The organism is Streptomyces sp. NBC_01261 (assembly GCF_036226385.1).
Lineage (GTDB): Bacteria > Actinomycetota > Actinomycetes > Streptomycetales > Streptomycetaceae > Streptomyces.
In genome coordinates, this window is record NZ_CP108463.1 from 9408979 (window position 1) to 9421424 (window position 12446).

Here is a 12446-nt window from a genome sequence, read left to right on the forward strand (position 1 = left end):
TTCTTGTGCAGCACACCGGTCCGTCGATGGCCAGCCGGACGGTGTCCGCCCTGGTCGGCGGTGGTGGAGTCCATCAGCACCTTGTCGGGCCCGGTAGGCAGCGGGTGGCGGTCGTCCTTGCCGTCGGCCTGGGGAAGTAGTTGCCCGCCATGGACACGTTGCCCTCGCCGAAGGCGTGGCCGTCCTTCGCGGCCACGGCGGTGAACCCTTCGATGGCGCCGGTCACGCACGAGATGTGGATTTCGGTATTCGTGACTGGCGGGATCGGGTCAGTGATTCCTAATGCCGTGCCGCCCACCGCTCACGCGGCTTGACAGACGGCATTAGGAATCACTGAGTGCTCAGGGTGGCCCGTCGGAGCCGTAAGACGTGGAGATTGGGTGCGCCAGGCGTGTGCCTGGCGCACCGGGGCTATGGCCTCGTCTTGACCAGACCGGCGTCATACGCCGTGATCACGGCCTGGATGCGATCGCGCGCCCCGATTTTGGCCAGGACGCGTCCGACATGTTTCTTGACGGTGGACTCGGTGAGGACGAGTCGTTCGGCGATCTCTGTGTTGGTCCAGCCGTGACCGATGGCGACGAGGACCTCTCGTTCGCGGTCGCTGAGGGTCCGCAGTCGGGGATCCTCAGCCACGGGGGCGTTGACCGGAGCGAGTACCTGGTGGGCGTAGGCGTTCAGCAGGCGTCGGGTCAGGCTCGGGGCCACGACGGCGTCGCCGCTCGCCACCGACTGGATGCCGGCCACGAGTTCTTCGGGGCGGGCGTCCTTGAGCAGGAAGCCGCTGGCTCCGGCCCGGAGACCTTCGTAGGCGTATTCGTCGAGGTCGAAGGTGGTGACGATGAGGACGCTGGTGCGGCCGCCGGTGGCGATGATGCGGCGGGTGGCCTCGATGCCGTCCATGCCGGGCATCCGGATGTCCATGAGGACGACGTCGGGGCGCAACTGCGCGGTCAGGCGGACGGCTTCGGCGCCGTGCTCGGCCTCTCCGACCAGCGTCAGGCCCGGGGTGCCCTCGATGAGCATGCGGACGCCCATGCGCTGGAGGGGTTGGTCGTCGGCGATCAGCACGGTGGTCATGGCAGCTGTTCTCCGGGTGCAGGCGGGGCGGTTGCTGAGGGTACGTCGAGCACGACGTCCACGAGCCAGCCGTGGCCGGTGTCGCGCGGCCCGATGATCACGGTGCCGCCGTACATGGCGGACCGCTGGCGGATGCCGACAAGGCCGTGACCGGGGTCGTTGTTCTGGGATACGGGCTTTGCTCGCGGAGGCGCCCCTGGCGGTAGACCAGTGTCAGCGACCTGGATCCGCACCTGGCCCGCCTCAACGGCGATGGTGACTTCGGCGGATGTGCCCGTCCCCGTGTGCTTGAGCGTGTTGGTCAGCGATTCCTGGACAATGCGGTAGACGGTGAGCTGTACGCCGCTGCTCAGGGAGCCGAGGTCTCCGACGGTCCGGTAGGTCACCGTCAGACCCGCCGCGCGTACCCGCGTCAGGAGTGCGTCGAGATCCCCGATGTCAGGCTGCGGGCTGAGCATCCGTTCACTGTTCTGCTCTTCACGCAGGACGCCCAGCACGCGTCGCAGTTCGCTCATGGCCTGGCGGCCTGTGTCGCCGAGGATTCGCAGGGCCTCGGTGGACTGTTCGCCCCGGTTGGCGGCGAGGGTCGCGGCGCCGTCGGCGAGGCTGACCATGACGGAGAGGTTGTGGCCGACGATGTCGTGCATCTCGCGGGCGACCCTGGAGCGTTCGGCTGCGGCGGTGAGCCGGAGGCGTTGGTCCTGCTCGATCTCCAGGCGCTTGGCGCGGTCCTCCAGCGCCGACAGGTACATCTGACGGATCCGCAGGGTCAGGCCGACGGCGATGGCTGCAGTCGCCGTGCCGAGGAGGAAGAAGCCGGCCAGCAGTGGATGTTCGATCGGCACAAGGACGAAGACGGTCAGTAGCAGTTCGATGACGGTTAGTGCCGCGGCCCAGCCCAGAACCCGCAGGGAACCGCTCCGTGCCAGGGTGTAGAGGGCGATGAGCGCCCCGATCCCCGCTGGCAGCCAGAGGCCGAGTGACCACTGGACGAGCGACACCGCCGCGATCACGAAGTACGTGACGGCAGGGGACCTGCGGCGCCACCACAGCGGGATGGCGAGTGCGGCGCTGACGGCGAACGGTACGGCGGAGGGCAGCTCGTCCCGTGCGTCCGTGTCCCCGAAGGGCGAGGCACCGTTGCCCCAGAACAGGTCGGGCAGACTCACCGCCACGACGATCAGTACTACAGCGGTGTCGAGCAGCCACGGATGTTGGCGGTCCAGCCGCTGCCTGCGGCTCTGATCGCGCAGCAGCCGGCCCAGGAGCGGATGCGCCCACGCGGCGTCGAACCCGAGGGGCTGCGGGGCTGCCTTCCCCGGGGTGGTGTCCGCGGTGGCTGCCGCACGGTGCGGACTCATGGACACCATTGTCCTCGTGTCCAGCTCAGGCGTCGGTCTTGACGAGGCGGTAGGCCGCCCCGGCGAGGGCAAGGGCCACCCAGCCGGCGAAGACCGCGAGCCCCGCCCCGGGCGAGAGGGCGTCCGAGGACTGATGCAGGGCGTAGACAGCCGACCCCGCGTTGCTGGGAAAGTAGGGCTTGAGCGTGTCGTACCAGGAGTCGGGCAGCAGCGAGGCCAGGCCGGGCAGGATGAGCAGGACCCCGACCAGGGCGGCGATGGCCCCGGCGGAGGAACGCAGGAGCACGCCCAGCGCCACCCCGAACACGGCGACCAGACCCAGGTAGAGGCCCGCGCCGGCGAGGCTGCGCAGTACGCCGTCGTCGCCCAGGGACAGGGCGATCCTCTGGCCGTCCAGGCCCGGGGTGCCCAGCTGGAACGCGGCCAGGGCGCCGATGGCGGTGAGGACCAGGGCGATCGGCCCGATCACGGCGGCCTTCGACCACAGGACGGGCAGTCGGCGCGGCACCGCTGCGAGAGTGGAGCGGATCATGCCGGTGCTGTACTCTCCCGCGGCCAGCAGCACACCCAGCACGCCCACGGCGAGCTGCGCGAAGGACACGCCGGTCAGCGCCAGGCTGATCGCGTCGCTGTCACCGGAGCTCGGTCCAGGCCCGCCGGTCGCCACGGTGTCGGGACTGTAGGTGTAGCTGGCGATCGCCCCGAAGAGGACCAGCAGGAACACTGCCACGCCCAGGGTGATCCAACTGGACCGCAGGGACCAGAACTTGGCCCACTCCGAGCGCAGCACCCGCAGGCCGGTCACCTTGTACGTCGTGGGGGAAGTGGGTGTCTTGGAGCCGGGTGCCGCGGAATGGTTCGGGCGCTTGCCCGGTCGCTGGATGCGGCGGAGTGCGGTGGTGGGCATCAGGCGGCCTTTCGTTCGGAAGCGTCCGCCGGACCACTGTGGTACTCGACGACATCGCGGGTGAGGTCCATGAAGGCCGCCTCCAGGGAAACGGCCTGCGGGGTGAGCTCGTACAGGGTCACTCCGTGCTGGGCGACGATCGCGCCGATTTCCCGGGCATCGCGTCCGGTGACCAGGAGTTCCTCGGCGGAGGAGGAGGTGATCGTGACGTCCGGTCCGGCCAGCAGTGAGCGCAGCCGTGCGGCCTCGGTGGTAGCGACCTTGACCCCGCCGCCGCTGGCCTCCCGGGTGAAGTCGTCGACGGTGGTGTCCGCGAGGAGCCGGCCGCGGCCGATGATCACCAGGTGGTCGGCGATCAGCGCGGTCTCGCTCATCAGGTGCGAGGAGAGCATCACGGCCCGGCCCTCGTCGGCGAGCCCGCGCAGCAGGTTGCGCACCCACAGCACGCCCTCGGGGTCGAGGCCGTTGACGGGTTCGTCGAGCATGACGATCGCCGGGTCGGCGAGGAGTGCGGAGGCGATGCCGAGTCGCTGGCCCATGCCGAGCGAGAAGGCGCCGACCCGCTTGTCGGCCACGCTGGTCAGGCCGGCGAGCTCAATGACCTCGTCCACCCGGCGGCGCGGAATGCCGTGGGTGTGGGCGAGCGCCATCAGGTGGTTGAACGCGCTGCGCCCAGGGTGGACGGACTTGGCCTCCAGCAGGGACCCGATCTCGTGCAGCGGCGCGCTGTGCTTGGCGTAGGCGCGGCCGTTGATGGTGACCGAGCCCTTGGTGGGGGAGTCCAAGCCGATGATCATGCGCATGGTGGTGGACTTGCCTGCGCCGTTGGGGCCGAGGAAGCCGGTCACCTCACCGGCCTTCACGGTGAAGCTCAGATTGTCGACGACCGTCTTGTCGCCGTACCGCTTGGTCAGCTCGCGCGCTTCGATCATGGGAGTGGGCCTTTCCTGCCTCGAACTCGGCCGCGGGTGCACCGCGGTGTCTGCATTCGAAACTAGGAGCGCGGCGGGCCCGATCCATGGGACCCCGGGGGAATCTTCGGAGGGGACTGGTACTGGGGTACCACTCCCGCCGGCGCAGAGATCGTGATGCCCGCTACCGGCGTTGCCGTGGTCAGTAGTACCGCAGTACCACCGGCCTCTCGCATTGCCGTCCTGGGTACCAGGGTCTGCGGTCCATTCGCCCCTAAAGTGCGTTGCAGAAGGCCGTGAGCAGCTCGTGGAGAACACCTCCACCTCGGCCCTGTCCGGTACCCGCTACTACTCGGTCGGTGGCGCGACGGTTCACCCGCGAGCATCCACCCCCACGTTGTCGGCGAGAAACGGCAGCCCTTCACGGTGGCCTTCGCGATGCCCACGCCGCCGAGGTACCGGAGGTACCGCTCGACCGCCGCGGTGTACTACGGCGGCAGGGCGGACCGGGGTACCTCCTGAACGCGAGACGGTCGGAGCGTGCCCCCGCTCCCCGCTCTGGTCACCACTCTCGCCCTGCCTTTCCCGCACCGTCGCAGCAGATGGGTACACCGCGCCCCACAGCTGGAACGGGTCCGCCGCATGTCGCGGTGATCACCGTGGAGCTGCCGTCGCGGCAAGTCCGGTATTGACGTCAGCGGGGCCTCCGGCTTGCCGGTGTCCACCCGGGCGGTCTCCGCCGACCGGGGCGCAGGACGAAAGCCGAGCACCTCCGCTCCCTCGGCTGCGTGCCGGTTGCCGAGCGGATGATCAACGCCCCTCCATCGCTGGCGATCGACGTCGCCGAACTCACCTCGGACCAGACCTGCGTCCTGTTCTCCCGGATGTGCGTCATCGAACACGCCGCGATCACTCACCGACGCCGCTCACGCTGGTCGTCAAGGAGGTGATGGCGCTGCTCCGGTAGCACCCGCCCGCATGCACGGGCGCCTTGGCGGCTGGAGTCTGATCGTGTGGAGTTCCCTGTCGATGTCGCGCTCGCCGAGTTCGTCCAGACCCTCCCGGTCGGGACGAACTGGCGCTACGAGCCCAAGTTTTGAGCAGGGTTTGAAGTCGTCCGGTGTCCGCAGCTGAATACGGCGCCGCGATTTGGGACCACCAATGCGTCTCGAATCGGCCCTGCTCGATGAAGATCACTACTCGCGAAGACGGTTTGAACCAGGCTGACTTGACCACCTCCACTGCACCTCATGCGCGCAGACGGCTGGTCACACTCCGCGCTGGCTTCGCTTACGTTCGCCACGACTTCGGGAGCCCCATGTCGGGCTTGTTTCCGGTGTTCATGTGGTGGTTTCTTCGCGGATGAGGGGTGCGGGACGGGAGGTGAGCAGCCGGGTCAGTAGGGGGAGTGCTTCGGTCGCGGTGCGGGCTTGGGCCGTGGGCAGGTGGGCGACGCTGTCGGGCAGGGTCGTGGCCGAGCGGGGGATGGCGAGGACGTGCATGTCGGCGGCGATGGCGGAGCGGATGCCGGCCGGGGAGTCCTCCACGGCCTACCTCCCGGTCACTGGCCCCCGCATCGATCAAGTCAGCTGCCGCGAGCCGCACTTGCTCACGCCGATCATGCTCCTCGGCCGTCAGCCCATCCCCATCGGGATACCTCGTCCCTCCGGCATAGCGCGGCCCCCACCAACCATCACGACCCGACGTAACCCACACCGTTAAAGATCTCCAGACCCTCAGAGGGAACCCAGTGACGGACTTGATACCGCTCCAACGGCTCTTCTGCAGCTGCGGACCCAACGCTTGATCGCTGGCGAATCCGGGCGTCCGGGTCACCAACCCGACTGGGGTTCGCCTAGCGGAAGTCCGCAGTCGCGGCGCCAGTTCTCGCCTTCGGTCGTCCAGGCGATGCGGTTGCCGAGGGAGATCCAGACGCCGAACTCGCCGGGCGACGGCACGGCGATCTGCCGCGTCCAGACACTGTTCAGGCAGAGTTGTACACCGCAGTCCTTGGACTCGGACAGGCCGCGCCAGCCGCAGTCCCAGTCCACGTTCAGAGACAGCGGTCCGAGGACGGAAACCATGTCATTCAGTTCCTCCTCGGTGCAGTCGGGGTCGGGCTCGCTGTAGGGATCGCCGAAGGGCGAGGTCGAGTCCAGAGTGAGAGTCAGTTTCTCGGGCAGCGGCCAGAGGTCGATCAGGTCGGGGCGGAGTATCGCGTAGCCGGCGAACGAGGAGTTCGGCTCTTCGTTGTCGAACGTGACGACGGTGCGGCGCCGCAGTTCGTCCAAGCAGGGTCCGACGCCGGGTTCTGCCTGGTTCCCGTAGATGCGGGCGGTGTCGAAGGCGGAGAGGGCGTAGGCGTATTGCTCGGCTGTGGTGACCGGCTCCATCCGGGGCGTGGGGCAGGATGTCCAGTCGGCCAGTTCGCTCGCGCGCGAGTCAGCGCGCTCGGAGCGTCGGGAAAGGATTCACACACTCGATAGAGCGACGAGGACAAGGAACGTGCCTTTCCGACAGGGGCGGGGGCGGACTCGTCCCGACGGTACGCATCCGCCCCTGCTCCGGGTTGCAGCCTGGTGTCAGCCAGCGGCAGCAGGCGCATCAGTAGGAGTACTCGCTCGGTGAGTAACAAATGTGTCTCTCGACATGGCCTTCGGCGGCGGCGCTGCCGAGATCGCCCGCCAGACGGCCTGCCCAACCACAGCTACTTCACGCGCATGTTCCCCGCTGCCCCGCGCAGTGGCGCGCACGCTGTCGGCGGCGGTTGAACGCGGACCCACTCTGGTCGGTTGAATCGTGACCCGTGTGGCTTGTGGTTGGTGGTGTTCAGTCGGTTTCTGTTGTGGCGGTGGGGACGCGTCCGAGTTGCCGTCCGCGCATCCGGTAGGAATCGCCTTTGAGGGAATGGACCTCGGCGTGGTGGACGAGGCGGTCGATCATGGCGGCGGCCACGGTCTCGTCGCCGAAGACCTCTCCCCAGCGTCCGAAGGGCTTGTTGCTCGTGACGATCACGGACGCGCGTTCGTATCGGTTCGAGATGAGCTGGAAGAACAGGTTCGCGGCCTCGGATTCGAAGGGGATGTAGCCGACCTCGTCGACGACGATCAGCGGATAGCGGGACAGTTTGGTGAGCTCGGCCTGGAGGTGTCCGGCGTGGTGGGCGGCGGCCAGGCGGTCGACCCATTCGGCGGCTGTGGCGAACGCGACCCGGTGGCCGGCCTGGCAGGCGCGGACCGCGAGTCCGATCGCCAGGTGTGTCTTCCCGGTCCCGGGCGGTCCCAGAAAAACTGTGTTCTCTTTGCCGGTGATGAAGTCCAACGTGCCCAGATGCGCGAGCTGTTGGCGCGTTATGCCGCGCAGATGGGTGACGTCGAGTTCCTCGATCGTCTTGATCGCGGGGAAACGGGCGCCGCGGATGCGGGCCTCGCCGCCGTGGCTCTCACGGGCGGCGACTTCGCGCTGCAGGCAGGCGACCAGGAACTCGGCGTGGGTCCAGGATTCGGTGCGGGCCCGCTCGGCGAGGCGCTCGGCGGCGTCCAGCAGGGCCGGGGCCTTCATCGCGCGGGAGTAGAAGGCCAGGTCGGACGCGGTCTGCTCGCCGGTCCGGCCGCTGCCCGTCTTCGTAGTGACCGGTTTGATGGCGGTGCGGGCCATTCAGGACACCCCGTCCCCGGTCTCGTTGCGGCCGGCGTCGCCCTCGATGAGGGTGAACACCCGGTCGTAGTCGGTCAGTTCGCGTTGCTCGACGTCGACCAGGCGGTCGGCGGCGGCCGTGGCGCGGAGTCGGGCGGCCTGGGCCGCGGTGTGGTGGCGGTACTCACCGCGCAGGGCAGCGGCGGTGCGGGCGTGATCGGGATCGGTGATGGTCTGGTGCTTGGCCCAGCAGCGGGCATGGCGGGCCACGACGGCCCCGCCGGGAGTGAGGATGGCGATGACCTCCTCGATGCTGGTGGTGACCTGGACTTTCTTGCCGATCGCCAGGGGGTGCACGGAGTAGTCGCAGGTGTCGACGCGGATGTAGTGGTCGCGTCCGATGCGGGTGAAGAAGCGCGACCAGCGGGGCGGATCGACGGGCGGGAGGGCGAGCATGCCGGCCCGGTCGGCCTCCCACCGCTCGATGGGACGGGTGCCCAGGGTGCGGTGGATGCGCCGGTTGGCGACGTGCAGCCACCGTTCGAGCTGGGTGTTGAAGTCGCCGGGTCCGCTGAAGGTGCGGCCGGGCAGAAAGCTCGTCTCGAGGTAGCCATTGGCCCTCTCGACCAGCCCCTTCGCTTCTGGATCACGGGGCCGGCAGAGGAAGATCTTGACCGCGAGGAGTCCGGCGAAGGCGGCGAAGTCGACGGTGACCCTGCCCTGGCCGATACCGGCCTCGTTGTCCCAGACCAGCATTTTCGGCACCGCATTCCAGCCGGTCAGCAGCTGCCAGTGACCGTCGATCAGATCGCCTGTCATCCGGCTCGGCAGCATCCGTGCAGCGATGATCCTCGAGTAGCCCGAGACCATCACCAGCACCGGTGGCCGCCCGGACTGGCCATAGCCGAGCGGGATGTCCACCGGCGGGAACCACAGGTCGCACTGAGCCAGTTCGCCGGGCTGATACGTCGTGCGCGAGACCGGATCGACAGGGAGGTAGGCGGGCCGCAGCTCGCGGACGCGGTCCTTGAGAATCGTCATCCCGCGGTCCCAGCCGATCCGCTCCGCGATCACCGTCGCCGGCATCGTCGGGGTCTGTTTCAGCAGCTCACGGATCTGCGGTTCGACCGCGTCGACCGCCGAGCCCTTCAGCGGCCGGGAGTACACCGGCGGCCGGTCCGTGGCCAGCGCCCGTTTCACCGTGTTCTTCGAGATGCCCAGGTGCCTTGCGATCGCCCGGATCGGCATCTCCTCGGCCCGGTGCAGCCTGCGGATCTCTGCCCAGTCCTCCACTTGGATCACCCTCTCCTCCCGATCTCCAATCAAGATCAGGTTGGTATGGATGCCACGAAGTGAGTCAGTTTTGATCCGCCGTCAGAGGGTCACCGTTCAGACGACGCCGACACACGCCTCACCTCCATCGGAGCGTAGGAGGCTCGGAGCGTCCGGGTCACTCCTGTTGTGCTTCGCCCAGCAGGAGTCCCGAGTCACGGCGCCAGACTTCGCCCTCGGGCGACCGGGCGACGCGGGAGCCGAGGGCGATCCAGACACCGAACTGGCCGGGGGACGGCTCGGCGGCCTGATCCAGCCAGACGCTGTTCAGGCAGAGTTTCACACCGCTGCCTTTGAACTCGGGCACTCCGCGCCAGCCGCAGTGCCAGGAGGCGGTCAGCATGAGCGGGCCGAGCACGGCCACCATCCGGTCCAGTTCCTGCTCGGTGCAGTTGTCCTCGGGCTCGCTGTCGGGCCCGCCAAAGGGCGGGGTCCGGGTCAGACTGAGGGTCACGCTCTCGGGCAGCGGCCAGAGATCGGCCAGGTCAGGGCCTAGCCGCAGGTCCGCCATGAACATTCGGGAATACGGCTGTTCCGCGTCGAACGTGACGACACCGCGGCGCCGCAGCTCGGCCAGGAACGGTACGGCGCCGGGTTCCCTGTCCCCGACGATGCGGGCGGTGCCGAAGGAACGGAGGGCATGTGCGTATTGCTCGGCTGTGCTGACTGGCTCCAGTTGGGGCCAGGGAATGCTGTTCCAGTCGGCCAGATCACGCATGATCGTGCGCGCCCGCGACAGCGCACTCGCGGCGTCGGGAAAGGATTCGCACACTCGGAAAAGCGGCAAGGAACGTGCCCTTCAGCCAGGGACAGGGGCGGACGCGCCCTCACGGTACGCATCCGCCCCTGTCCCGGATTACAGCCTGATGTCAGACAGCGACAGCAGGCAGATCAGTAGGAATACCCGTTCGACGAATAGTAGGTATGTCCCTCGACGTGACCTTCGTCGGCGTTGTTGCCAAGGTCGAAGTCGCCCAGATTGCCGCCGCCTTCGCTGTAGACCCGCAGAGGGAAGCCAGTGACGGACTTGATATCGCTCCAGCGGCTCTTCTGCAGCTGCGGACCCACTGCTTGATCGCTGGCGAATCCGGGCGTCCGAGTCACCAGCCTTGCTGAGGTTCGCCCAGCGGAAGTCCGCATTCGCGGCGCCAGGCTTCCCCCTCGGGTGTCCAGGCGGCGCGGGGACCGAGGGAGACCCAGACGCCGAACTCGCCGGGGGATGGCTTGGCGATCTGCTCCAGCCAGACGCTGTTCAGGCAGCGTTGCACGCCGCAGTCCTTGAACTCGGGGAGGCCGCGCCAGCCACAGCCCCATCTGACGTTCAGGGTCAACGGCCCGAGCACCGAGACCATCTGGTCCAGCTCCTCCTCGGTGCAGTTCTCGTCGGGCTCGCTGTAGGGATCGCCGAAGGGCAGGGTCGAATCCAGGGTGAGGGTCAGCCCCTCTGGCAGCGGCCAGAGTTCGGCCAAGTCGGGGCGGAGCCTTACGTACCCTGCGAACCAGGAGTTCGGCTTCGCCTTGTCGAACGTGACGACACTACGGCGCCGCAGTTCGTCGAGGGCGGGCCCGACCCCGGATTGTCCTTGGTTCCCATAGATTCGGGCAGTGTCGAAGGAATGGAGGGCATGTGCGTACTGCTCGGCTGTGGTGATCAGCTCCATTTGGGGCCAAGGGTGGGCAGTCCAGTCGCCAGATCTCCCATGATCGCGCGCGCCCGCGACAGCGCGCTCCGGGCATCGGGAAAGGATTCGCGCACTCGATGGAGCGTCGAGGACAAGGAACGTGCCTTTCGGAAACGGACAGGGGCGAACGCGCCTTCACGGAATGCGTCCGTCCCTGTCCCGGATTACGGCCTGAGGTCAGACAGGGGCAGACGGTTCAGTAGGAGTACCCGTTCGATGAATAGTTAGGTATGTCCCTCGACATGACCTTCGTCGGCGTTGTTGCCCAGGTAGAAGTTGCCCAGACTGTCGCCGCTCTTGCTGTAGACCCGCAGACGGAACCCGCGGACTGAGTCGAGGCTGCCGTTGTTCTTTATCCGCAGAGCCCGATATTGGCGGACCCACCCCTTGACCTCCGAGGCATCAACCAGGTCCGGGACCTGTATGAAGACCTCGTTGACCTCCGTACCTCCCGCCCAGTCCTGGCGCCAGCGCAGCTGCTTGACAGCCTCTCTGAGCTGGCCGTTGAAGCTCTTGAAGCTGTTCTTTATGATCGTCTTGATCTCGCCGTAGCCGGCGATGTTGCCCTGCTGGTCGAGGTACTCGATGTCCGGGTTCTCCACCCTCTCGCCCGGGATGAGCACGCCGACCGTCTTCTCGATCTGGCGCTCGGGCGCCTGAAGGAGACTGGACTTATGCGCGCGCACCACTCACCGAGTAGCGCCTCACCGATGCCGGCCAGCTGACGAAAGCATCCGCTTACCAAGATCTCCCGCCCGATCGGCCTGCCCAGCTCCGGCCGCTCCGCGCGAGTCGCGCGTACGCCTCGCCTCCACCGGGGCGCAGGGTTCCGGGCGTCCAAGTCACCAGCCTTGCTGGGGTTCGCCTAGCGGAAGTCCGCAGTCGCGGCGCCAGTTCTCGGCTTCGGTCGTCCAGGCGATGCGGTTGCCGAGGGAGATCCAGACGCCGAACTCGCCGGGCGACGGCACGGCGATCTGCCGCGTCCAGACACTGTTCAGGCAGAGTTGTACACCACAGTCCTTGGACTCGGACAGGCCGCGCCAGCCGCAGTCCCAGTCCACGTTCAGAGACAGCGGTCCGAGGACGGAAACCATGTCATTCAGTTCCTCCTCGGTGCAGTCGGGGTCGGGCTCGCTGTAGGGATCGCCGAAGGGCGAGGTCGAGTCCAGAGTGAGAGTCAGTTTCTCGGGCAGCGGCCAGAGGTCGATCAGGTCGGGGCGGAGTATCGCGTAGCCGGCGAACGAGGAGTTCGGCTCTTCGTTGTCGAACGTGACGACGGTGCGGCGCCGCAGTTCGTCCAAGCAGGGTCCGACGCCGGGTTCTGCCTGGTTCCCGTAGATGCGGGCGGTGTCGAAGGCGGAGAGGGCGTAGGCGTATTGCTCGGCTGTGGTGACCGGCTCCATCCGGGGCGTGGGGCAGGATGTCCAGTCGGCCAGTTCGCGCGAGATCTCCCGCGCCCGCGCCAGCGCATTCGGCGCGTCAGGGAAGGACTCGCGCAGTCGGTAAAGCATCGAGGACAAGAAAGGCGCCTTTCGGA

14 protein-coding genes are annotated in these 12446 nt (G+C 67.7%); all 14 read right to left on the bottom strand.

Annotated features, from left to right (window positions below; translation table 11 throughout):
- Positions 1–73 precede the first annotated feature (73 nt).
- The 14 genes from OG226_RS41850 to OG226_RS41915 all read right to left on the bottom strand — a co-directional run bounded on the left by OG226_RS41850 (position 74) and on the right by OG226_RS41915 (position 12420).
- Positions 74–226, bottom strand: coding sequence for a hypothetical protein (locus OG226_RS41850; protein ID WP_329351993.1), 153 nt, complete (start codon positions 224–226; stop codon positions 74–76).
- 185 nt (positions 227–411) lie between these two features.
- Positions 412–1080 (bottom strand): response regulator transcription factor, encoded by a 669-nt coding sequence (locus tag OG226_RS41855; protein WP_329351994.1) that lies wholly within the window; start codon positions 1078–1080, stop codon positions 412–414.
- Positions 1077–2441 carry a sensor histidine kinase gene (locus tag OG226_RS41860; protein WP_329351995.1) on the bottom strand — a complete coding sequence of 455 codons (1365 nt, stop codon included), beginning with the start codon at positions 2439–2441 and terminating at the stop codon, positions 1077–1079. The genes OG226_RS41855 and OG226_RS41860 overlap by 4 nt, the downstream gene beginning before the upstream one ends.
- Positions 2442–2466: 25 nt before the next feature.
- Positions 2467–3348 carry an ABC transporter permease gene (locus tag OG226_RS41865; protein WP_329351996.1) on the bottom strand — a complete coding sequence of 294 codons (882 nt, stop codon included), beginning with the start codon at positions 3346–3348 and terminating at the stop codon, positions 2467–2469.
- Positions 3348–4280, bottom strand: coding sequence for an ABC transporter ATP-binding protein (locus tag OG226_RS41870; RefSeq protein WP_329351997.1), 933 nt, complete (start codon positions 4278–4280; stop codon positions 3348–3350). The genes OG226_RS41865 and OG226_RS41870 overlap by 1 nt, the downstream gene beginning before the upstream one ends.
- A 1319-nt stretch (positions 4281–5599) precedes the next feature.
- A complete protein-coding gene (locus OG226_RS41875; RefSeq protein ID WP_329351998.1) occupies positions 5600–5806 on the bottom strand; it encodes a hypothetical protein in 207 nt (68 codons plus the stop codon).
- A 285-nt stretch (positions 5807–6091) separates the two neighbouring features.
- Positions 6092–6652 (bottom strand): hypothetical protein, encoded by a 561-nt coding sequence (locus OG226_RS41880; protein WP_329351999.1) that lies wholly within the window; start codon positions 6650–6652, stop codon positions 6092–6094.
- A gap of 436 nt (positions 6653–7088) precedes the next feature.
- Entirely contained in the window at positions 7089–7916 is an 828-nt protein-coding gene (gene istB, locus OG226_RS41885; protein WP_329348409.1) for an IS21-like element helper ATPase IstB, read from the bottom strand.
- Positions 7917–9197 (bottom strand): IS21 family transposase, encoded by a 1281-nt coding sequence (istA, locus tag OG226_RS41890; protein ID WP_329348410.1) that lies wholly within the window; start codon positions 9195–9197, stop codon positions 7917–7919.
- 148 nt (positions 9198–9345) lie between these two features.
- Positions 9346–9945 carry a hypothetical protein gene (locus tag OG226_RS41895; protein ID WP_329352000.1) on the bottom strand — a complete coding sequence of 200 codons (600 nt, stop codon included), beginning with the start codon at positions 9943–9945 and terminating at the stop codon, positions 9346–9348.
- Positions 9946–10118: 173 nt separating this feature from the next.
- Positions 10119–10295 carry a hypothetical protein gene (locus OG226_RS41900; RefSeq protein WP_329352001.1) on the bottom strand — a complete coding sequence of 59 codons (177 nt, stop codon included), beginning with the start codon at positions 10293–10295 and terminating at the stop codon, positions 10119–10121.
- A 32-nt stretch (positions 10296–10327) separates the two neighbouring features.
- Positions 10328–10888, bottom strand: a complete 561-nt coding sequence (locus OG226_RS41905) for a hypothetical protein (protein ID WP_329352002.1) — start codon at positions 10886–10888, stop codon at positions 10328–10330.
- 245 nt (positions 10889–11133) lie between these two features.
- Positions 11134–11598, bottom strand: coding sequence for a hypothetical protein (locus OG226_RS41910; RefSeq protein WP_329352003.1), 465 nt, complete (start codon positions 11596–11598; stop codon positions 11134–11136).
- A gap of 153 nt (positions 11599–11751) precedes the next feature.
- Positions 11752–12420 carry a hypothetical protein gene (locus OG226_RS41915; RefSeq protein ID WP_329353672.1) on the bottom strand — a complete coding sequence of 223 codons (669 nt, stop codon included), beginning with the start codon at positions 12418–12420 and terminating at the stop codon, positions 11752–11754.
- Positions 12421–12446 lie beyond the last annotated feature (26 nt).

Bases quoted from the DNA above. Each gene is read 5' to 3' on its own strand.
- OG226_RS41870 (WP_329351997.1), bottom strand. From the start codon at position 4,280: ATGATCGAAGCGCGCGAGCTGACCAAGCGGTACGGCGACAAGACGGTC.
- OG226_RS41860 (WP_329351995.1), bottom strand. From the start codon at position 2,441: ATGAGTCCGCACCGTGCGGCAGCCACCGCGGACACCACCCCGGGGAAG.
- OG226_RS41915 (WP_329353672.1), bottom strand. From the start codon at position 12,420: ATGCTTTACCGACTGCGCGAGTCCTTCCCTGACGCGCCGAATGCGCTG.
- istB (WP_329348409.1), bottom strand. From the start codon at position 7,916: ATGGCCCGCACCGCCATCAAACCGGTCACTACGAAGACGGGCAGCGGC.
- OG226_RS41865 (WP_329351996.1), bottom strand. From the start codon at position 3,348: ATGCCCACCACCGCACTCCGCCGCATCCAGCGACCGGGCAAGCGCCCG.
- OG226_RS41880 (WP_329351999.1), bottom strand. From the start codon at position 6,652: ATGGAGCCGGTCACCACAGCCGAGCAATACGCCTACGCCCTCTCCGCC.
- OG226_RS41855 (WP_329351994.1), bottom strand. From the start codon at position 1,080: ATGACCACCGTGCTGATCGCCGACGACCAACCCCTCCAGCGCATGGGC.
- OG226_RS41905 (WP_329352002.1), bottom strand. From the start codon at position 10,888: ATGGAGCTGATCACCACAGCCGAGCAGTACGCACATGCCCTCCATTCC.
- OG226_RS41895 (WP_329352000.1), bottom strand. From the start codon at position 9,945: ATGCGTGATCTGGCCGACTGGAACAGCATTCCCTGGCCCCAACTGGAG.